16 protein-coding genes and 1 pseudogene are annotated in these 21,822 nt (G+C 67.5%); 9 read left to right on the top strand and 8 right to left on the bottom strand.

The genetic code is table 11. The features are described from left to right. From F3J10_RS15230 to F3J10_RS15210, 5 genes are all read right to left on the bottom strand, one after another. Positions 1–1,506, bottom strand: a 1,506-nt coding sequence (locus F3J10_RS15230) for an efflux transporter outer membrane subunit (RefSeq protein WP_167242403.1), incomplete at its 3' end; no start/stop codon positions are given. 126 nt (positions 1,507–1,632) lie between these two features. Beyond that, a complete protein-coding gene (locus tag F3J10_RS15225) occupies positions 1,633–2,115 on the bottom strand; it encodes a MarR family winged helix-turn-helix transcriptional regulator (RefSeq protein ID WP_013699385.1) in 483 nt (160 codons plus the stop codon). Continuing rightward, a complete protein-coding gene (locus F3J10_RS15220; RefSeq protein WP_167233360.1) occupies positions 2,112–2,558 on the bottom strand; it encodes a MarR family winged helix-turn-helix transcriptional regulator in 447 nt (148 codons plus the stop codon). The genes F3J10_RS15225 and F3J10_RS15220 overlap by 4 nt, the downstream gene beginning before the upstream one ends. Positions 2,559–2,739: 181 nt before the next feature. After that, the gene (locus tag F3J10_RS15215; RefSeq protein ID WP_025096976.1) at positions 2,740–3,654 is read right to left on the bottom strand and encodes a LysR family transcriptional regulator; all 915 of its coding nucleotides are present in this window, start codon (positions 3,652–3,654) and stop codon (positions 2,740–2,742) included. A gap of 411 nt (positions 3,655–4,065) precedes the next feature. Then, entirely contained in the window at positions 4,066–4,839 is a 774-nt protein-coding gene (locus F3J10_RS15210; RefSeq protein WP_036036172.1) for an SDR family oxidoreductase, read from the bottom strand. 267 nt (positions 4,840–5,106) lie between these two features. On the opposite strand from F3J10_RS15210, the gene F3J10_RS15205 reads away from it, so the two are divergent. The 7 genes and pseudogenes from F3J10_RS15205 to F3J10_RS15175 all read left to right on the top strand — a co-directional run bounded on the left by F3J10_RS15205 (position 5,107) and on the right by F3J10_RS15175 (position 13,829). After that, the gene (locus F3J10_RS15205) at positions 5,107–6,429 is read left to right on the top strand and encodes a helix-turn-helix domain-containing protein (protein WP_167242402.1); all 1,323 of its coding nucleotides are present in this window, start codon (positions 5,107–5,109) and stop codon (positions 6,427–6,429) included. 314 nt (positions 6,430–6,743) lie between these two features. Then, positions 6,744–7,503: pseudogene (locus F3J10_RS15200) on the top strand (lytic polysaccharide monooxygenase); the annotation flags it as partial. Between the two features lie 236 nt (positions 7,504–7,739). Continuing rightward, a complete protein-coding gene (locus F3J10_RS15195; RefSeq protein ID WP_205194270.1) occupies positions 7,740–8,654 on the top strand; it encodes a LysR family transcriptional regulator in 915 nt (304 codons plus the stop codon). Between the two features lie 197 nt (positions 8,655–8,851). Then, on the top strand, positions 8,852–9,508 hold the full coding sequence (locus F3J10_RS15190; protein WP_167242401.1) for a hydrolase: 657 nt from the start codon (positions 8,852–8,854) through the stop codon (positions 9,506–9,508). A gap of 83 nt (positions 9,509–9,591) precedes the next feature. Beyond that, the gene (locus tag F3J10_RS15185) at positions 9,592–9,837 is read left to right on the top strand and encodes a DUF1427 family protein (RefSeq protein WP_167242400.1); all 246 of its coding nucleotides are present in this window, start codon (positions 9,592–9,594) and stop codon (positions 9,835–9,837) included. Positions 9,838–10,397: 560 nt separating this feature from the next. Continuing rightward, positions 10,398–12,083 carry an aspartate-alanine antiporter gene (aspT, locus tag F3J10_RS15180; RefSeq protein WP_025096982.1) on the top strand — a complete coding sequence of 562 codons (1,686 nt, stop codon included), beginning with the start codon at positions 10,398–10,400 and terminating at the stop codon, positions 12,081–12,083. Positions 12,084–12,176: 93 nt separating this feature from the next. After that, positions 12,177–13,829 carry a bifunctional aspartate transaminase/aspartate 4-decarboxylase gene (locus F3J10_RS15175; RefSeq protein WP_167242399.1) on the top strand — a complete coding sequence of 551 codons (1,653 nt, stop codon included), beginning with the start codon at positions 12,177–12,179 and terminating at the stop codon, positions 13,827–13,829. Between the two features lie 54 nt (positions 13,830–13,883). Here the strand turns inward: F3J10_RS15175 and F3J10_RS15170 are convergent, their stop codons facing one another. After that, complete coding sequence (locus F3J10_RS15170; RefSeq protein ID WP_167242398.1) at positions 13,884–15,431, bottom strand: acetolactate synthase large subunit; 1,548 nt, start codon at positions 15,429–15,431, stop codon at positions 13,884–13,886. 122 nt (positions 15,432–15,553) lie between these two features. Between F3J10_RS15170 and F3J10_RS15165 the strand changes: the two genes are divergently transcribed. Then, positions 15,554–16,525, top strand: coding sequence for a LysR family transcriptional regulator (locus F3J10_RS15165; protein ID WP_167233365.1), 972 nt, complete (start codon positions 15,554–15,556; stop codon positions 16,523–16,525). 168 nt (positions 16,526–16,693) lie between these two features. Here the strand turns inward: F3J10_RS15165 and F3J10_RS15160 are convergent, their stop codons facing one another. Then, positions 16,694–17,296 (bottom strand): single-stranded DNA-binding protein, encoded by a 603-nt coding sequence (locus F3J10_RS15160; RefSeq protein ID WP_167242397.1) that lies wholly within the window; start codon positions 17,294–17,296, stop codon positions 16,694–16,696. Between the two features lie 79 nt (positions 17,297–17,375). After that, a complete protein-coding gene (locus tag F3J10_RS15155; protein ID WP_025096987.1) occupies positions 17,376–18,563 on the bottom strand; it encodes an MFS transporter in 1,188 nt (395 codons plus the stop codon). Between the two features lie 230 nt (positions 18,564–18,793). Between F3J10_RS15155 and uvrA the strand changes: the two genes are divergently transcribed. Next, positions 18,794–21,667 (top strand): excinuclease ABC subunit UvrA, encoded by a 2,874-nt coding sequence (gene uvrA, locus F3J10_RS15150; RefSeq protein WP_167242396.1) that lies wholly within the window; start codon positions 18,794–18,796, stop codon positions 21,665–21,667. Positions 21,668–21,822: the final 155 nt, after the last annotated feature.

Below are 21,822 nucleotides of genomic sequence, written 5' to 3'. Positions count from 1 at the left end.
GCCCGGCACGTCCGCGGTGGCGGGCGCAGCCCGCGGTTTCGCGTCGGGTGCCGCGAGCGGCGTGCCGCTTGCGTCGAAGCCGCCGCCCAGCGCGCTGATCAGGCCGATCTGCAGGTCGCGGCGACGCATCACCAGGTTGGTGACGGTCTGCTCCGCGCCCAGGCGGTTGATGTCGGCGCTGAGCACCTGCAACTGCGGCGCGAGACCCGCCTTGTAGCGGATCACGGCGAGATCGTAGGCGCGCGTCTGGGCGTCGAGCGCGCGCTGCGCGTCGCCCATCTGCTTGTCCAGCGCGCGGATCGAGGCGACCTGGGTGGCCACGTCGTTGAGCGCGCCGATCAGCGTTTGGTTGTAGTTCGCCACGTCCAGGTCGAAGTCGGCGTAGCGCCCCTTCAGTTGCGCGCGCAAGGCGCCGGCGTCGAAGATCGGCAGGTGCACGGCCGGGCCGAACTGCGCCTGGCGGCTCGCGAACTTCAGGAACTGGCCCCAGCCGAAGGCATCGAAGCCGAAACCGGCGGCGAGGTTCACGTCCGGGAAGAATTCGGCCTTCGCCTCCTTCACGTCGTGCATCGCGCCCTCGACCTGCCAGCGCGCGGCGATCAGGTCGGGGCGGCGCGCCACCAGGTCGGCGGGAATATTGCCGGGCAGCTCGACCGCGCCGCCGGGCTTGAGCACCGGCGTGGCGATCGACAGCCCCCGGTCGGGGCCCTTGCCGAGCAGGGCCGCGAGCTGGTAGCGCGTGGTGGTGATCTGCCCGTCCAGTTCCGACAGCGAGGATTCGCTGCTGGCCACGTTGCCGCGCGCGGTCTGGCGCTCGACATTGGTGTCGAGCCCGGCGCCCACGCGGCCCTCGGTGATCCTGCCGACCGTCTCGCGATTGCCGATCTCGCGCTGGGCGATGTCGCGCAGCGCGTAGAGCTGGGCCAGCTGGTTGTAGGTACGCGCCACCGAGACCGCCAGCGTCACGCGCGCCTGCTGCACCTCGGCCTGGGCGGCCTTCTGCTGCGAGACCGCCGAGCGCAGCCGCTCGCGGTTCTTGCCCCACAGATCGAGTTCCCAGGAGGCGCTGGCCAGCACGTTGTTCTCGCTGTACCAGTTGCCGCCATAGGGCGGCGGATACAGGCCGTTGCCCGAGTAGAGCTCGCGCGTCCAGGAATAGCTGGCGTCGACCTTCGGCATCAGCGCGGCGCGCGAGGATTCGATGTAGGACGAAGCCTTCGCGAGGCGCGCCTGCGCCTGGGCGATGCTCGGGTTGCCCGCGATCGCCTCGTCGATCAGCTTCGGCAACTGCGGATCGCCGAACTGGCTCGCCCAGTCGAGCGTCGGCCAGTGGCCGCCCTCGGCGGGCAGGCTCTGGCTGGTCTCGAGCTGGGTGGCCGACGTGATCTGCTTGTCGCTGTGGATGCCGATGTAGTTGGCGCAGCCGGCCAGCGCGAAGGCCGCCAGCGCCGCCATCGACGCCGCGCGGATCGCGCGCAGCGAGATCGGAACGGGCTGCGCGATCATCGTGAGACTCCGCGGCGCACCATCCTGCCTGTGACGGTATTCATAGGAAAACGACTCCCTGCATTGATGGACTAGACAACTATTAAAAGACAATAAGAGCGCCCGAAACCGCCCCACACGCCGAACTCAGCCGCCGTTCGCGAGAATCCGCTTCAGCATCCGGACCAGCGCCTCGGCTTCCTCCGCGACCAGCCCGTCGAGGCCCTCGTCGCGCACCGCCTCGAACAGCGCCGGCATGGCCGCCGCGAGTTCGCAGCCCGCCGCGGTGAGCGCCAGCCGCACCACCCGGCGATCCTCCAGCGCGCGCACCCGCTGCAACAGCCCGCGCGACTCGACGCGATCGAGCACGCGCGTGATCGCGCTGGCATCGACGCAGCATTCGCGCGCGAGATCGGCCGCGGTCTCGCAATGGCCGGCCGCCAGCAGGAACAGCACCTTGCCCTGCACGCCCGTCACGCCAAGCTCGGCCAGCGCGCGATGGGTGATCCGCTGCATCATCCGCGCGTGCGTCTGCGTCAGCAGGTAGCCGAGGCTCGCGCCATGCTCGTCGCTGGGCACCGTCAGTGCCTGCGCGGGCAGGTGCAGCGGCTTGCCGGGCGCGCCGCTCATGCCGGCGCGCCGTCCGGCGCGAACTCGCGTGCCAGCTCGGCCAGCGCCTGGTCGAGCGCCTGCGCGCGCGGCGCGCCGAAGCGGCCCTCGAAGGCGGCCTGCGCGGCATGCCAGTGCCGCATCGCCTCCGCCAGGCGGCACTGGCCGGCCGGCGTCAAGGTGAAATGCTGCCGCCGGCCGCCGCCTTCGTCCTGCGTCTGCAACACCAGCGCCTCGCGCAGCAAGGGCTTGAGCGTGCGCACCAGGGTCGTGCGATCGGTCGAGGTGGCGCGCGCCAGTTCGAGCATGGTCGCGCTGGCCTGCGCGCTCAGGAAACGCAGAATGCTGAATTGCGACGGCGTCACGCCGGCTTGCGACAGATACAACTCGTAGAACCGGGAGACATGACGCGCGGCCTGGCGAATCGCAAAACAGTGGTCCGTATCGGGGGGCTCTCTGTGCATGCGCACAGACTAGAGATGGAGGGCCGGGTCATCAACGCCGCCAGACGCAACCCATTATCACTGTCACGACAAGAATCGACACGGCAAGGATTTTAAGCGTCTGCCGGGAATGCCGCGGCGCAACCGGCGAAATGAAAATGAAAGGAGAAGCCGGCGCGAGCGCGCGCCTGGGCGAGCCCGCTCAGCGCGGCAGCGGTGCGTTCGCGCTTTCGAAGAAGCCGACCGTGTGGTCGATGAAGCTGCGCACCTTGGCCGGCAGCAGGGTGCGGGAGCTATAGGCCAGGCGGATCTCGGCGCCCATGTCGACCAGCGGGAAGCCCGCCAGCACCGAGACCAGTTGCCCGCTCTCGAGGTATTCCTCGACCACCGAGGTCGGCAGCATGCCGAGCCCGAAGCCCTTCAGCACCATGCCGAGATTGAAGGGCGCGTTGTTCGATTCGATCTCGTAGCGGAACGGCACCGTGAGCGTCTCGTCGTCGACGCGAAAGCGCATCTCGGGCTTGCGGATCGAGGTCGAGAAGGCCACCACCATGTGGTCGGCGATCTGCGAGGGATGCGTGGGCGTGCCGGCGCGCGCCAGGTACTCGGGCGAGCCCACCAGCTCGAACGGGATCATCTCCATCAGCCGCGTGACCACCGTGTCCGAGGTCAGCATGAAGGGCAGCAGCAGGCCGATGTCGTAGCCTTCGGCCACCAGGTCGACGGGGCGCTCGGCCAGCGTCACGTCGATGCTGACCTTCGGGTACTTGCGCTTGTAGCTGGCGATCAGCGGCAGCAGGCGATGGGTGGTGGCGGTGGCATGCGAGATCACGCGCAGCACGCCGCTGGGCTCGCGCGCCTGGGTCGAGGCGCCCTCCTCGAGCGCGTCGAGATCGGCGATCACGCGCACGCAGCCTTCGTAGAACTGCTCGGCGGCCTCGGTCAGCGAGATCTGCCGCGTGGTGCGATGGAACAGGCGCACGCCGAGCCGCTTCTCCAGCGATGCGACCGCGCGCGAGACGACCGGCGTGGACAGGCCCAGCATGTCGGCCGCACGCGTGAAGCCGCGAGCTTCGACGACCGAACAGAAGATACGCAAGCTATCGATATATTCCATGACGACTTTTCCGGGTAGCGTGCGCGATTCGACACGGATGGCGCGGGATGGCCGCGCGGCCGCCACATCGCCGTCGGTCGGGTTTCGTTCGTGGCGAAACGCATCGTCGCTTGCGGCGACGAGGAACCGTTCGAAAAGGAGGGCGGCGGCGGTATTTTATCGTGTCCGATGGGAGCTCGCCGGGCTTGGCGGCACTGCTTCATCGCGCGATCGAGTGTAACGCCGTGAAGACGTGACTCGCGTGCGAATATTGTGAATCGTCTGGCGAATCATGCACGCGCGACGCGTGCCGATCGAGCCGCGGACGATGCGCGGAAGCGGCGTGGAGGATGCGGGAAGAGACGGCAACGGCCCGGCGGCGGCGCGCGGGCCCTGCCGAGGCAGGCGGCCGGGCCGCCTGCCCGAGCGCACTTACTTGGTGGTGTAGCCGCCGTTGATCAGGATCGTCTGCCCCGTGATCCACCAGCCGTCGCTGACCAGATGCCGGATGAAGGGCACCACGTCCTCGATGTCGGTCAGGCCGGTCTTCGAGAACGGCGAGAGCGCCGCCGCCGTGCGGTGATAGGCGACCGCATCGGCACCTTCGGCGGGATAGAAGAACGGCGTATCCATCGGGCCGGGGCCCACCGCCGTGACCGAGATACCGCGTGCGCCGAACTCCTTGGCCGCCGCGCGCGTGAAGTGCTCGACCGGCGCCTTGGTGCCCGCGTAGGCCGCGTAGAACGGCGTGAAGGCGCCCAGCAGCGAGGTCACCAGGGTGCAGACCTTGCCGTTGTCGCGCACGTGCTTGCCCGCTTCGCGCAGGAACAGGAAGGCCGTCTTGGCGTTGACCGCCGTCATCTCGTCGTACTCGGCCTCGCTGATTTCCGTGAATGCTTTCTTCAGGACCTTGCCGACCGTGTTGATCGCGATGTCGGGCTGGCCGATCGCCGCCACGGTATCGGCGAACAGCTTCTCGACCGCCGCGCCGGTGGTCAGGTCGGCCTGGAAGGCGACCGCCTCGGCGCCGGCCGCGCGGATCGCGGCGACGGTCTCGTCGGCCGCCGCGCGCGAGCTCGCGCTGTTGTAGTGGATCGCCACCGCCCGCGCGCCCTGTTCGGCCAGGTCGCGCGCGATCAGCCCGCCCAGGTTCTTCGCGCCGCCGGCGATCAGCGCCGTCTTGCCCTTGATTCCGTGATCCGCCATCGCTGTTCTCCTCGTGTCCGCAAGGTTCGGGGTCCGGATCAATACCGGGCGCGCCGCGGGACGCGTCGCGCCGGCCGGACCCAGCCAGACCCGCCAGTATAGGAATGAATCGCGGCGGGATTTGTCGGGAATTTCACGCCGGAATCCGATAACGCGGCGGTCGTGGCGCGGCGACGCCGATCTCACCATGCTTGACATTCGTTCCTGCCATTTGCGACTAGCATCGCGCGAAGCGTGGTCGTCCCCCCGCGCCGCACGAGGCATACGATGCAGCCAGCTCCTGTCGAACACCATCGATTCCAGAGCGCCGACCCCGACGAAGTCTCGGCATTCATCAGTCAAATCTACGCGGACAACCGCTTCGCCGCGCATCGCGCCGGCGCGCGCGAGATCAGCATCGCCGGGCAGGCCTGGAACGGCCTCAGCATCTGCGACGTCGACTACGACATTCCGTTTCGCTTCGATTCCGAACTGGCGCGACCGAATTACCTGATCCTGTCCTGCACCCGCGGCGGCGCCCGTTATTCGCGCGGGCGCCTGGCCACCGATTGCGCGCCCGGCGACGTGATCCCGATCTCGTCGACCGGCAATTCCACCTGCATCGCGCACGACGACGGGCTTGCGCATCTGTCGGTCCATGTCGATGCCGGGCAGTTGAACCGCTTCGCCGCGCAATGGCTGGGCGAGCCGCTCGACGCCCCCATCCTGTTCGACCTGAAACCGCTGCGTGCCGATGTTGCCGCGCAATGGAACCTCGCCGCCGGCTGCCTGCGGCAGATGCTGCTCATGGCGCCGGTGCCCGAGGCCGCCGCGCAGGGAATCGTCGAGCACATGATGAAGATGCTGCTCGAAGGCCAGCCTCACGAACATCGCCAGCGTTTCACCAGCCCGCATCCCGTCGACGAGGCGCTGGCGCGCAGCGCCATCGACCTGATCCGCGCCGATCCGCTGCGCTGGAAGTCGATCACCACCCTCGCCCACGCGCTCGGCTGCGCGACCGGAATGCTCGAACACGCGATCCGTCGCCATGCCGGCCGGACCTCGGCCGAGCTGCTCGTCGAGGCGCGGCTCGACCGGCTGCATCGCGCCCTGCTCTCGGCCGGCGGCGCCCAGGGTTTCGTCGAGACCCTGCGCGAACACGGCTTCGCCATCTCGAACCGCTTCCTGCTGGCCTATGAGCGGCGTTTCGGCGAGGCGCCGAGTTCGACCTGGCGGCGCAATCCCAACCGGCCGCTCGATGCGACGCGCGTCGACGCGGGCACGCGAGATCTGTGCGAAGCCAGCATCGATCGCTACATCGACGCCAACCTCTCGCGTCCGATCAGCGTCGGCGATCTCGCCGGACTGGTGGGGCTCAGCGAATACGACACGATCGAGGCCTTCAAGGCCGCCTTCTCGCGCACGCCGAAGCAATACCTGATCGAGCGACGGCTGGCGCACGCGCGGGCCATGCTGCGCGACAGCTCGGCGACCATCCTCGCGATCGCGATGGCCTGCGGCTTCGGCACCCAGAGCCACCTGACCGCGACCATGCGCATGCATTTCGGCGAGACGCCGGGCCAGATCCGCAAGCGCGGCACCGGGGCATGATCGAGGGCGAGAATACCGCCTTCGATCTCGCTCGAAAAACAAAAAGAAAATCGCGGAAAAATATCCTGGTTCATTGACGAGAAATCGTCATTCTCAATGGCTTGATACGAGCCACGTCAATGATCTTCCGGTTTATAAACCAAAGTAAAAATCCCGGATAAATCCATTCCGGCAACAACGCTTTCATATCGCGATCAAAAGCTTGCATCGCGTAATGTTGTTGTGCATATTCCCGAAAGGAGTGCAGGCCGCGTCAAGGCCGTCGATTGATGTCGACACGGTTTCTCACTACGCACTCCTGATCAAAAACACGAATAATTTCCGAGAGAATCCATCATGTCGATCCAATCGTTTTCCAAGGAAGCGAAACACGCCAAATTCGCCCGGATGTTTGCACTGCTGCCGATCTGCGCGGCCGCGCTCACGGCCGGCATGCAGGAAGCCGGCGCGCACGGCGCGATCGGTACGCCGATCGCGCGCCAGTATCAATGCCGGCTCGAGGGCGGCTACTGGGATCCGGCCGACGGCAGCGGCATCCCGCATACCGATTGCCGCGCCGCCTACCAGAACGGCGGCAACTCGGCCTATCCGTTCACGCAGTGGAACGAGTTCTCGGCCAACCCGATCGGCCAGGGCGACGACCTGGAGAAGCTGCAGCAAGCCGTGCCCGACGGCCTGCTCTGCGCGGGCGGCGACAAGAAGAAATCCGGCATCGACGTGCCGGCCGTGGCCTGGCGCAAGACCCGCGTGACGCCGGTGGGCGGCAAGATCGACGTGACCTGGGAAAACACCCAGAGCCACACCCCGTCGGTGATGCGCATCTACCTGAGCAAGCCCGGCTACAACCCGCAGCAGCCGCTGCGCTGGGCCGATCTCGACAAGATCTACGACGCGCCGGCACCGGCTCCGCAGCCGGCCAACGGCGGCGGCCACCTGCCCGGCACCGTCACCTCGTTCTACAAGCTGAGCGTGCCGCTGCCGGCCGGACGCACCGGCGACGCCGTGCTGTACAGCTACTGGCAGCGCCGCGATGCGGGCAACGAGGGCTTCTTCAACTGCAGCGACATCACGATCCTGCCGGGGCGCTGAGCCGCGTCGCCGCTCGCCCGCGCCGAAGCCGGCATGACGCCGGCTTCGGCGCGGCGCGCGCGGTGCATCGCGGCGCAATGATTTCCGCGAGGATGCGGACCACGGCGCAACGGGCGCGTGCTATTGATGAGCGCGCCCGGCCGCGACCCCATGCGACCCTCCTGTCCCGGCGGGCGGCTCGACCTATCATGGTCAACCCCTGTCGCGCTTCGAGGAGCATCATGACGGACCTGTTTCAAAAACCCTCCTGGGACGACCTGAGGATCGTCAAGGCGATCGCCGATCACGGCAGCATCGTCGCGGCGGCCGCCGCGCTCGGCCTCAATCATTCGACCATTTCGCGGCGCCTGGCCGCCATCGAGCAGGCACTCGGCACCGTGCTGTTCGACCGGCGCCGCAACGCCTATGCGACGACCGCCGCCGGCAGCGAGGTGGTCGCGCTGGCCTCGCGCATCGAACTCGACGTGCTGAGCCTGGTGCGGCGCGTCTCGGGGCACGTCCACAGCCACAAAGGCATCCTGCGCGTCACCACCAGCGATGCCCTGGTGCTCGACTTCGTCACGCCGATCATCGCCGACTTCCGGGCCCGCCATCCCGGCGTGCAGATCGAGATGCGGGTCGGCAACAAGGCGCTGAACCTCGCGCGCGGCGATTCCGATATCGCGTTTCGCGCCACCCTGACGCCGCCCGAGAACCTGCTCGGCCGCAAGGTCGCGACCGTGGCCTGGGCGATCTATGGTCGCCGCCTCGACCATGTCGGCGAGCCGCTCGAGGTCGAGGCGCTCTACCAGCGTCAATGGGTGTCCTACGGCAAGGAGCTGGCCGGGCTCAAGGCCTTCGACTACGTCAACGCGCGCGTGCCGCGCGAGCAGATCGTGTTCCGCAGCGATTCGGTGGCGGGCGTGGTCGCCGCCATCCATGCCGGACTCGGCATCGGCTTCCTGCCCTGCATGCACGGCGACCTGGTCAGCGGCCTGGTGCGCATCAGCCCCGTGATTCCCGAGGTCCATGACGAGCTGTGGCTGCTCACGCATCCCGACATCCGCAAGTCGGGGCGCGTCAGCGCCTTCATGCGCCATTGCGCCGACGCGATCCTGCGGCAACGCGATTTCATCGAGGGCAAGGGACGCGCCTAGCACGCGTCGAAGGCGAACGCATGACGCGGCTCCGTGCATTCGCGCGGAGCCGGATGCGCGCAATCGCACCCTCGGGGACGAGGCGGCTCCCTAGAATTTTCGCGAGATCGATGACACGCCGACAGCGCGACGCGTCACCGGTATTTCGCAGGCCATCGGCCGCATTCAACCGCCCCACCGTTTCCAAGAGGTATGCAATGAGCATTCACGCGATCGCCAAGCCCGCCAGCTCGCTGTTGAGCCCGCACGACCACGCCCTGCTCCTGGTCGACCACCAGTCGCAGATGGCCTTCAACACCAAGTCGATCGACATCACCAACCTGCGCGCGAACGCGGGCATCCTCGCCCACGCGGCGAAGGGCTTCGGGGTGCCCACCATCATCTCGACGATCTCGCGCGACAGCTTCGCCGGCCCGCTCTTCAGCGAGATCACCGAAGCCTTTCCGGACGCCGAGGTCACCGATCGCACGACCTCCAATGCCTGGGAAGACGAGAACTTCATCGCGCGCATCAACGCGGTCGGCAAGAACCGGCTGGTGATCGCCGGCCTGTGGACTTCCGTGTGCTGCAATGGCCCGGTGGTATCCGCGCTCGAACAGGGCTTCGAGGTCTACGTGGTCACCGATGCCTGCGGCGACTGCTCGCTGGAGGCGCACGAGCGCGCGGTCGAGCGCATGATCCAGGCCGGCGCGCGGCCGATCACGTCGCTCACCTATCTGCTCGAACTGCAGCGCGACTGGGCACGCGCGGAAACCTACGACATCACCACCGGCATCGCGATGCGACTGGGCGGCGCGTTCGGCGTCGGCATCAGCTACGTCAAGACCATGTTCGATTCGCAAGCCGCGCGTTGAGCGGCCGTGGCCCACCTCGCCGCAAACCCCGCGGCCTGGCGGGCCGACGTTGAAGATCGTCGCTCCATGGCAAGGCAAGCCGCATGAAACCTTATCTGCTCTCGCTCGCCGCCGGCCTGCTGGTCGGCGGCATCTACTCGCTGCTGCAGGTGCGCTCGCCGGCTCCGCCGGCCATCGCGCTGGCGGGTTTGTTGGGAATCCTGATCGGCGAGCAGGCGCTGCCGTGTGCGCAGCGCCTGCTGCACGACGGCAGCCGCACCACGGCCGCCGCTGCCGAACCCGCTCGCGGCACCTCCACGGCCGACCTGCGCCGACACGACAAACGCTGACTCGCGCGCCGATCCCCTCCCGCGTCCCACCATCTCATCACCGGCGGAATCCCGGTCAAACCCTCGCCGATTCGCCGGTTGACAACGCAATTAGCCCGCGATCATTATCTCGAAAATGCCGGCGCGAGAGGCGATGCATCGCCCAGGCCAGGCATGACTGCACGAGGCATGGCCGGCAGCGTCGGCCATGAAGCATGCGGCGGGGATCAGGGCCGTCCCGATCAAGGCACGCCTGCGCGACAGGCATCGAGGCAATGAACATCGAGACGCGAGGATCGCGCGGGCTCGATGCAGCCGGTATCGGATCACGACGGAATGTTGTTCGGCATTTCCGTGGAATCGTTTTTCTTACCGAGCCATTGTTCATCCGTGACGAGCATTCCGCTGCCTGTCCGCCTGTCGCCGTTCGCGCCGGATATCTCCCGATCCCGCGCGGCGGCCATCCGTGGCCGACACCGCGGCCTACTCATCAGGGAGACCCCACCTTACGACTGCCTTCTCGCCACCGAGCGACCCGCCGAGGTCGACGCGGCGCCTTCTCCATTTCGCACGAGGACACCATGAACTGGATTCACGACATCCTTCAGAAGTCCCCCGATATCGCGCTGTTCCTGTCGCTGGCGGCCGGCTACTTCATCGGCCAGATCAACTTCGGCAAGTTCCAGCTCGGCGGCGTCGGCGGCTCGCTGCTCGCGGCCGTGGTGATCAGCCAGGCCGGCGTGACCATCGACGACGGCGTGAAGACCGTGATGTTCGCGGTCTTCATCTATGCCGTCGGTTACGACTCGGGTCCCGGCTTCTTCAATTCCCTGAATCGCAATTCGCTGCGCGAGATCGCCATGGCGGTGTTCCTGGCCGTCTCCGCGCTGGTCACGGTGATCGTCTGCGCGAAGCTGTTCCACCTGAACAAGGGACTCGCGGCAGGCCTCGCGGGCGGCGCGCTGACCCAGTCGGCCATCATCGGCACGGCCGGCGACGCGATCGCCAGGCTCGGCCTGCCGGCCGACCAGGTCAAGTCGATGCAGGCCGATGTCGCCATCGCCTACGCGGTCACCTATGTGTTCGGCTCGCTCGGCGCGATCATCGTCTGCGTGAACGTGCTGCCGAAGTTCATGGGCCAGGGGCTGCGCGAGGCCGCGCTCGATGCCGAGCAGGCGCTGGCCGGCGGCAGGCCCGCGCCGGCCGCGGGACAGGTCGCCGTGCTGCCGGAACTGATCGGGCGCATGTACCGCGTGCGCGGCGGCGCCGGGCGCACCGTGAAGGAGATCGAGGTCGCGCACCAGGACTTCCTGACGATCGAGAAGATCCGGCGCGCCGGCAAGGCGGTCGAGCCGCGTCCCGACGTGATGCTGCGAGCCGACGACGTGGTGCTGCTGGTCGGCCGTCGCGAAGGCATCATCGATGCGGCCGCCACCATCGGCGACGAACTGCCCGGCGGCGACGGCTTCGGCGCGGTGATGCAGACGCGCCAGGCCGTGTTCACGCGCAAGGGCATGAACCACACGACGATCGCGGCGGTACGCGCCAATGTCGATCGCGACCTGCGCCACGGCGTGTTCATCCAGGGCGTGACGCGCGCGGGCCAGCCGCTGCCGATCTTGCCCGAGACCGAGCTGATGCACGGCGACGTGGTGACCTTCTACGGATCGCCGCAGGACACCAGGCGGGCTGCCGACGAAACCGGCTACGAACTGCCCTATACCAACAAGACCGACTTCATCTACATGGGCGTCGGGCTGGTGGTCGGGCTGCTGCTCGGCCTGATCGTGGTGAACCTGGCGGGCATACCGCTCACGCTCGGCTCCGGCGGCGGCTGCCTGCTCGCGGGCCTGCTGTTCGGCTGGATGCGCGGCAAGCATCCGATGTACGGCGTGATGCCCTCGGCCGCCTCGCGGCTGCTGCAGGACTTCGGGCTCGCCGTGTTCGTCGCCGTGGTCGGCCTGAACTCCGGGCTGCAGGCGGTGGCCACGGTCAAGCAGAGCGGCCTGACGATCTTCCTGCTCGGCGTGTTCGTCACCCTGTTCCCCTTGATCCTGACCATGCTGTTCGGCCGCTACGTGCTGCGCTACCGCAACGCGGCGATCCTGGCCGGCGCGCTGAGCGGCTCGCGCAGCGCCAATCCCGCCTTCGGCGGCGTGCTCGACAAGGCAGAGAGCGCCGTGCCGACCGTGCCGTTCGCGATCACCTATGCGATCGCCAACGTGCTGCTGACCCTGCTGGGACCGCTGGTCGTCGGCCTGGTCTGAGCGAGGACGCTTCGATTTTCGTTTTCCACTGTGCCGGCGGCACCGGCCACCAGAGGGCGTGCCCAGGCAGTCACCTAGGATGGAGTCCGTATCATGGCGAAACGCAGGAACAAGCAGGACGACCGGGCCAAATTCGCGGCGCTCAGCCCGTTCGAGCTGAAGGACGAACTGATCAAGGCGGCCGGCGGCGCGGCGGTGGCGCGCCCGGCCAATGCGACCATGCTCAATGCCGGGCGCGGCAACCCGAACTTCCTCGCCACCATCCCGCGCCACGGCTTCTGGCAGCTCGGCCTGTTCGCGATGCGCGAGGCCGAGCGCTCGTTCGCCTACATGCCGGAAGGCATCGGCGGCTTTCCCAAGCACGAGGGCATCGTCGAGCGCTTCGAGCTGTTCCTGCGCGAGGAGAAGGACAAGCCCGGCATCGGCTTCCTGCGCGGCGCCGTGTCCTACGTGCGCGACCAGCTCGGCCTGTCGGCCGGCGATTTCCTCTACGAGATGTGCGAGGGCATCCTCGGCGCCAACTACCCGGTTCCCGATCGCATGCTGACGCTCTCCGAGCAGATCGTCGGCCAGTACCTGCGCCGCGAAATGATCGGCAAGCATCCCTTCGTCGGCGAGTTCGACGTGTTCGCGGTCGAGGGCGGCACCGCCGCGATGACCTACATCTTCAACACGATGCGCGAGAACCGGCTGATCCAGCCGGGCGACACGATCGCGCTGGGCATGCCGATCTTCACGCCCTACATCGAGATCCCCAAGCTCAACGACTACCAGCTGAACGTCGTCAACCTGAACGCCTCGGTCGAGAACAACTGGCAGTACTCGAACGAGGAGCTCGACAAGCTGCGCGACCCGAAGGTCAAGGCCTTCTTCCTGGTCAACCCGAGCAACCCGCCCTCGGTGAAGATCAGCGACGAGAGCCTGCGCTATATCGCCAGCATCGTCGAGGAGCGCCCCGACCTGGTGCTGCTGACCGACGACGTCTACGGCACCTTCGCCGACGATTTCGTCTCCCTGTTCGCGCTCGCGCCGAAGAACACCATCCTGGTCTATTCGTACTCCAAGTATTTCGGCGCGACGGGCTGGCGCCTGGGCACCATCGCGACGCATCGCGACAACGTGCTCGACCGCCTGATCGGCGAGCTGCCGAAGGCGGTGAAGCGCGAACTGCATACGCGCTACGAGTCGATCACCACCGACCCCGACTCGCTGAAGTTCATCGATCGCCTGGTAGCCGACAGCCGCACCGTGGCGCTCAATCACACGGCCGGCCTCTCGACGCCGCAGCAGGTGCAGATGGTGCTGTTCTCGTTGTTCTCGCTGATGGACACGCCCGATGCCTACAAGAACGCGCTCAAGCGGCTGATTCGCAGCCGCAAGCGCGCGCTCTACGAGGAAGTGGGCATCTCGTTCGAGGACGACGATCCGAACCAGGTCGACTACTACACGATCCTCGATCTGGAATTCCTCGGCGAACGGGCCTTCGGACGCGAGTTCGTCGACTGGTTGTTCGAGAACACCGAGCCTTCGGAGCTGCTGTTCCGGCTGGCCAGCGATGCGCGCGTGGTGCTGCTGCCGGGCCGCGGATTCGGCACCGCGCATCCCTCGGGGCGCGTGTCGCTGGCGAACCTCAACGAATCGGATTACCGCAAGATCGGCAAGGCGCTGCGCAGGCTGATCGAGGAATACGTCGAGCGCTTCAATGCCGATACGGGCAGGAAGCTCGATACCGAAACCGTGAAGTAATCCTCATCGCCTTCCAAGGCGGGCGGCCACGACCCATGGGAAGCCGCCCGCGTCTCAGATCACGCATTCGATCAGGCGCGGCCCGCGCTGCTTCATCGCATCGGCGAAGGCCGCCTCGAAGGCGGCCGGCGTCTCCACGCTGAGCGCTTCCACGCCCATGCCTTTCGCCAGCGCCACCCAGTCCAGCGCGGGGTTGTCGAGATCGAACATCGAGGCCGCCAGCGCGCCGTCCGGAGATGCGCCCACGCGCGCGAGCTCGTTGTCGAGGATCCGATAAGCGCGGTTCGCGTAGATCACGGTGGTGACGTCGACATGCTCGCGCGCCTGCGTCCACAGCGACTGGAGAATGTACATCGCGCTGCCGTCGCCCTGCAGGTTGACCACCTTGCGCTCGGGACAGGCGATGCCCGCGCCGGTGGAGACCGCCATCATGCTGCCGATCGCGCCGCCGGTGAGATTGAGGAAATCGTGCGGCGCCGCGGGCTCGGTCAGCGGATAGTGCGCGAAGCCCGACGAGATCGATTCGTCGGCGACGATGGCCTGCTCCGGCAGATGCCTGGCCACCACCTGCATGATCGAGACCGCGTCGAGCGGGCCGTCGCGCCGGACCTCGAAGGGCCGCGTGGCAACCGTGGCGCCGACCGCGGCCTGGGCACCGAGCGCATCGACCAGCGACTCGAGCGCGGCGACGCCGTCCTCGTGCGGATGCGACAGCACCGCGAGACGGCACTGCTCCGGGGTCAGCCAGCTCGGCTTGTCGGGATAGGCGAAGAAGCTCACCGGTGCCTGCGCGCCGACCAGCACGATCAGGTCGGTGCCGGCGAGCGTCTGCGCGACCTGCTCGGCGAAATACGGCATGCGCTCGACCGCGACGCGGCCGGCGCCTCGCTGCATGCGCGGGAAGAAGGTATCGCACATGAGGCGAACCCCCGCCCGGGCCGCGATCTTGCCGGCCGCGCGCAGGCCGCGCTCCTGCAGGCCCTCGCCGCGGATCAGCATCACCGGGCGTCTGGCGCCGCGAATCATCCTGGCGATGCGCTCGACATTCTGCGGCGAGGCCTGGGCGCGCACCGGCTTCGGCAGGGCCGGCGCGACCGCGTCGGCCGGATCCCAGGCGGTATCGGCGGGCAGCACCAGGGTCGCGATCCGGCCCGGCGCTTCGAGCGAGGCCTGCACGGCCCGGGCCGCGTCGGCGCCCACCGTCAGCGCGCTGGTCGAGGTGTGGATCCAGGCCGAAACCGGCCGCGCGAAACCGACCAGGTCCGACGACAAGGGCGCGTCGTAGCGCATGTGCGAAGCGGCGTGGTCGCCGACGATGTTTACGATCGGCGTCTGGGCCTTGCGCGCGTTGTGGAGGTTCGCCAGCCCGTTCGCCAGGCCCGGGCCGAGGTGCAGCAGCGTGCAGGCCGGCCGGCCCGTCATCCGGCCGTAGCCGTCGGCGGCACCGGTCACCACGCCCTCGAACAGCCCGAGTATCGGCCGCATGCCCTCGACCTGGTCGAGCGCGGCCACGAAATGCATCTCCGAGGTGCCCGGGTTCGCGAAACACACCTTCACATCGCTCGCGATCAGCGAGCGCAACAGACTTTCTGCGCCATTCATGATGAGTCGACTCCTAGCCGTGGAACCGGAGCCGCGCGGGACCGCCGCGACTCCACATGGCTGAATCCTATGAGGGCGCGTAATATCGAAATAGATTCAACTATCGCTATCTTTGTTACGTCATGCGCAAGAATCTCGACAATGGCCTGCTGCACGCGATGTCCGCGCTGGTCCGCGTGGTCGACGCCGGCAGCTTCACGGCCGCCGGCGAACAGATGCACCTGACCACCGCGCAGATCTCGCGGCTGGTGTCGGAGCTGGAGAACCGGCTGCAGAGCAAGCTGCTGCACCGGACCACGCGCAAGCTGGCGCTCACCAGCGTCGGCGAGCAATACGTGAAGGAGGCGAGGACCATCCTCGATCTGGTCGCGCAGGCCGAGAACAACGTGGCGGGGATCTCGACGCAGCCGGCAGGGCGGCTGCGGGTGATGTGCATGACCAGCTTCGGCAACCGCTACGTGGTGCCGCTGGTGCCGAAGTTCTGTGCGCGGTTTCCGCGCGTCAACCTGGAATACAGCGCGTCGCAATACGTGCCCGACCTGCTGGCGGGCGGCGTCGACGTCAGCGTCTATCTCTCCCAGCACCTGCCCGATTCGGGCATGATCGCGCAGCGCCTGGGCGTCACCTCGGCGGTGCTCTGCGCGGCGCCGAAATACCTGGCGGCCCACGGCGTTCCGAAGACGCCGCGGGAGCTTGCCGGGCATGCCTGCCTGAGGCTGCTGAATCCTTCGATCTCGTCGAACTGGGAACTGTCGGACGGCAAGACGCTCGAGATCCTGTCGCCGATCGGCCCGGTGCTGGGCGATATCCCGGAAGTCGTCCTGCAAGGCGCGCTCGGCGGCCTGGGCATCGCCCTGCTGCCGCGCTACAACGTGGTCGACGCGCTCAAGCGCGGCACCCTGGTGCGCGTGCTGCCGCGCTGGCAGTCGCCCGAGATCGGCGTGTTCCTGCTGACGCCTTCACGGCATTTCGTCGATGTGAAGACGCGCGAATGGGTGGAATTGCTGAAGCAGGAGATTCCGGCCGCGCTGGCCAGGGATGCGGAGTATTTCGAGGATGCGCAGCCGAAGGCGAGAAGCAGGATCAAGGCTTGAGTCGGCGCAGCCGCCCGGCGGTTCGGCGTGGATTTTGCCTGCTGTCTCGGCAGACGTCGTCAACGACATCCTCGCGTCGATTTCCCAGACAGGCCGAATCCCGCGGATAAAAAGAAACCCCGCACGAAGGCGGGGTTCATCTTTTCTGGCGTTTCCGCTCGGGGAGACTCAGAACGGAATATCGTCGTCCATCTCGTCGAAGCCGCCGCCGCTGGCCGGCTGGCTCGGACGGCTGGAACCGCCACCGCCGCCACCGCTGCGCGCGCCGCCACCGCCCGAGGCACGGCCACCGCCGCCACCGCCGCGCGCCATGTCGCCGCCGCGGCCGCCGCCGTACCCACCACCCCCACCGCCGGGGCCGCCGCCGTAACCACCGCCGCCGCCACCACCGTAGCCATCGTCACCACCACCACCACCACCGCCGCCGCCCGCGCCGCCGCGGCCGCCGAGCATCTGCATCTGGTCGGCGACGATTTCCGTCGAATAACGATCCTGGCCGTCCTGGCCTTGCCACTTGCGCGTGCGCAGGCGCCCTTCGATGTACACCGCCGAGCCCTTCTTCAGGTACTCGTTGACGATCTCGGCCAGCCGGCCGAAGAACGCCACGCGGTGCCACTCGGTCACTTCCTTGAACTCGTTGCTGGCCTTGTCCTTGTAACGATCGGTCGTCGCGAGGCGGATGTTCGCCACCGCGTCGCCGCTCGGCAGGTAGCGCACTTCGGGGTCGGCGCCCAGGTTGCCGACGAGAATGACCTTGTTGACGGATGCCATGTATTTCTCCAAAAGATTCGATGCCGGCCGGGCGGAACCGCCGCGGCGGCCGGCCTGAAACAGCAGCGGCGCGGCGCCCTCAGGCCTTGCGCGGCGGCGGCTTCATGCTGGCGGCGATTATAAGCCACACGGCCACCAGGGCCGAGCACGCATAGAACACCTCGTTGGCGCCGCCCGTCTTGAGCAGCCAGCCGCCCACCACGCCGCCCAGCGCCAGGCCGATCGACTGCGTGGTGTTGTAGACGCCGGTGGCCGCGCCCTTGCGCGAACCCGGCGCGAGCTTCGATACCAGCGAGGGCTGCGAGGCCTCGAGGATGTTGAAACCGAGGAAGTAGACGAACAGCACGGCCGCGACGATCACAATCGTATGCGGGGTGGAGCCGAGCAGCAATTGGCCGATCAGGATAGCCGCCACGCCGCCGAGCAGCACCGGCTTCATCTTGCCGCGCTTCTCGGCCACGATGATGGCCGGCACCATCGCCACGAAGGACAGGCCCATCACCGGCAGGTACACCTGCCAGTGCGAGGCCACCGGCAGGCCGGCATCCACCAGCAGGCGCGGCACCACCAGGAACAGCGCCGTCTGGGTGGCATGCAGCACCAGCACGCCGAAGTTCAGGCGCAGCAGCTCGACGTTGTGCAGCACCTCCGAGAACGGCGCCTTCACGTGCACCGGCTTCGGCGCGTCGGGCACCACCCACAGCACCACGCCGATCGCCAGCAGCGACAACACGCCGACGATGGTGAACAGGCCGCTCATGCCCACCCAGTGGAACACGATCGGCGCGCCGACGATCGCCACCGCGAACGACACGCCGATCGAGCCGCCCACCATCGCCATCGCCTTGGTGCGGTTCTGCTCCGAGGTCAGGTCGGCGATGAAGGCCAGCACGGCCGAGGATACGGCCCCCATTCCCTGCACGACGCGCCCGACGATGATCCAGGTGATGTCGTGGGCGAAGGCGGCGATGAAGGCGCCCAGCGCGAACACCAGCAGGCCGAAGGCGATCACCGGCTTGCGGCCGAACCGGTCGGAAGCCCAGCCGTAGAAGATATAGAGCAGCGATTGCGTGACGCCGTAGGCGCCCAGCGCGATGCCGACCAGCAGGACGTTGTCGCCGCCGGGGATGGTTTTCGCATAGACCGAAAACACCGGCATGATCATGAACAGCCCCAGCATGCGCAGCGCGAAGATCGCCGCGAGCGAGGTAGTCGCGCGCAGTTCGGGCGCGCTCATGCGAACGGGGGAAGCTGACGGATTGGACATCGGGGGAAGCTTGTCGGTATTGAGCGGCATCCGCCCGGCTCGCGGGCGGCGGGAATCCAGCCGGCTCCGAGCGCCGCCGCCGGCTCGCCGCGAACGCACCGGCAAGGTGCGTCTCACGTGCCCCGAACCCGCTGCGCTGCAGGCGGAATCGCGGCCTGGGGGGCCTGAAACGACGGTCTCGAAAAGCCGTTATAGTAGCAGGTTTGGTTTCCTCCTCTTTCGCCAGGTTCATGGAACAGATCCGTATCCGTGGGGCCCGCACCCACAACCTGAAGAACGTCAATCTCGACCTGCCGCGCCACAAACTGGTCGTCATTACGGGCCTGTCGGGATCCGGCAAATCCTCGCTCGCGTTCGACACCCTTTATGCAGAAGGGCAGCGGCGCTACGTCGAGAGCCTGTCCGCCTACGCGCGGCAGTTCCTCCAGCTGATGGAGAAACCCGACGTCGACCTGATCGAGGGGCTCTCCCCGGCGATCTCGATCGAGCAGAAGGCGACCTCGCACAACCCGCGTTCGACCGTCGGCACCGTGACGGAAATCCACGACTACCTGCGACTTTTGTACGCACGCGTCGGCACGCCCTATTGCCCCGACCACGAGATCCCGCTCGAGGCGCAGAGCGTGTCGCAGATGGTGGACGCGGCGCTGGCGCTGCCGGAGGAAACCAAGCTGATGATCCTCGCCCCGGTGGTCGCGAACCGCAAGGGCGAGCATGCCGAGCTGTTCGAGGAGATGCAGGCGCAGGGTTTCGTGCGCTTCCGGGTGCGCTCGGGCGGCGGCACGGCCAACGAGGGCGTGGCGAAGATCTACGAGGTCGAGTCGCTGCCCAAGCTGAAGAAGAACGACAAGCACACCATCGACGTGGTGGTGGACCGCCTGAAAGTGCGCGCCGACATGAAGCAGCGCCTGGCGGAATCGTTCGAGACGGCGCTGCGCCTGGCCGACGGCCGCGCCATCGCGCTCGAGATGGATACCGACCAGGAGCACCTGTTCAGCTCGAAGTTCGCCTGCCCGATCTGCTCCTATTCGCTGCAGGAGCTCGAGCCGCGCCTGTTCTCGTTCAACAACCCGATGGGCGCCTGCCCGGAATGCGACGGCCTGGGCCAGATCACCTTCTTCGATCCGAAGCGGGTGGTGGCCCATCCCTCGCTGTCGCTGGCGGCCGGCGCGGTGAAGGGCTGGGACCGGCGCAACCAGTTCTACTTCCAGATGCTGCAGAGCCTGGCGGCGTTCTACGAGTTCGACATCGACGCGGCCTTCGAGGACCTGCCGGAAAAGGTCCGCAAGATCCTGCTCTACGGCTCGGGCAAGCAGACCATCCCCTTCTCGTACATCAACGAGCGCGGCCGCACCTCGATTCGCGAGCACGTGTTCGAGGGGATCATCCCGAACCTGGAGCGCCGCTACCGCGAGACCGATTCGGCCGCGGTGCGCGAGGAACTGGCCAAATACCAGAACAACCAGCCCTGCCCGTCCTGCGACGGCACGCGCCTGCGCCGCGAGGCGCGCTTCGTGCGCGTGGGCAGCGGCGAGCAGGCGCGCGCCATCTATGAAGTCAGCGGCTGGCCGCTGCGCGACACGCTCGGCTACTTCGACGGCCTGACGCTGGACGGCGCCAAGCGCGAGATCGCCGACAAGGTGATCCAGGAGATCGTCGCGCGGCTCACCTTCCTCAACAACGTCGGCCTCGACTACCTCTCGCTCGAACGCAGCGCCGAAACCCTGTCGGGCGGCGAGGCGCAGCGCATCCGGCTCGCCTCGCAGATCGGCTCGGGCCTGACCGGCGTGATGTACGTGCTCGACGAGCCCTCGATCGGCCTGCACCAGCGCGACAACGACCGCCTGATCGCCACCCTCAAGCACCTGCGCGACCTCGGCAACTCGGTGATCGTGGTCGAGCACGACGAGGACATGATCCGCACCGCCGACTACGTGGTCGACATGGGCCCCGGCGCCGGCGAGCACGGCGGGGTGGTGATCGCCGAGGGCACGCCCAAGCAGGTGCAGGCCAGCAGCGCCTCGCTGACGGGCCAGTACCTGGCCGGCAAGAAGATCATCGAATACCCGGACGAGCGCATCGCGCCCGACGAGGACCGCATGCTGCGGATCGGCGACGCGCACGGTAACAACCTCAAGCACGTCGACCTGGAACTGCCGGTCGGCCTGCTGACCTGCATCACCGGCGTTTCCGGCTCGGGCAAGTCGACCCTGATCAACGACACGCTCTACCAGGCGGTGGCGCGCCACCTGTATGGTTCCTCGGCGGAGCCCGCGCCTTACGAGTCGCTCGAGGGCCTGGAGCACTTCGACAAGGTGATCAACGTCGATCAATCGCCGATCGGCCGCACGCCGCGCTCGAACCCGGCCACCTACACGGGCCTGTTCACGCCGATCCGCGAGCTGTTCGCGGGCGTGCCGTCCTCCAAGGAGCGCGGCTACGATCCGGGCCGCTTCTCGTTCAACGTCAAGGGCGGGCGCTGCGAGTCCTGCCAGGGCGACGGCATGCTGAAGGTCGAGATGCACTTCCTGCCCGACGTCTACGTGCCCTGCGACGTCTGCCACGGCAAGCGCTACAACCGCGAGACGCTGGAGGTGCTGTACAAGGGCAAGAACATCAGCGAAGTGCTGGACATGACGGTCGAGCACGCCTACGAGTTCTTCAGCGCGGTGCCGGTGGTGGCGCGCAAGCTCAAGACCCTGCTCGACGTCGGGCTCGGCTACATCCGCCTGGGCCAGTCGGCCACCACGCTGTCGGGCGGCGAGGCGCAGCGCGTCAAGCTCTCGCTGGAACTGTCCAAGCGCGATACCGGCCGCACCCTCTACATCCTCGACGAGCCGACCACCGGCCTGCACTTCCACGACATCGCCCTGCTGCTGGAGGTGATCCACCGGCTGCGCGACCAGGGCAATACGGTGGTGATCATCGAGCACAACCTCGACGTCATCAAGACGGCCGACTGGGTCATCGACCTGGGCCCGGAAGGCGGCGCCGGCGGCGGCCAGATCATCGCCCAGGGCACGCCCGAGCAGGTCGCCAAGACCAAGGCCAGCTTCACCGGCCGCTATCTCGCCCCGCTGCTCAAGCGCGACAAGAAGAAGTAAGCCACCTCTGCATCCGCCGCGCGATCCGGTCCGGCCGGAATCGCGTCGGCCGGCCCCGCCACCGCCGCCGCGCGCGGCGCGTTCCGCCCCCGTCACTCGGTATCCGCACCGGCTTTTTCGGTCACCAATCGTTGCTATACTCGCGCGATGCGGGC

This window comes from Burkholderia sp. Cy-637, from assembly GCF_011753175.1.
In the GTDB taxonomy this organism is placed as follows: Bacteria; Pseudomonadota; Gammaproteobacteria; order Burkholderiales; family Burkholderiaceae; genus Burkholderia; species Burkholderia gladioli.
The sequence above is the reverse complement of the archived record's forward strand: the minus strand, read 5'-3'. Positions and strand labels throughout refer to the sequence as shown.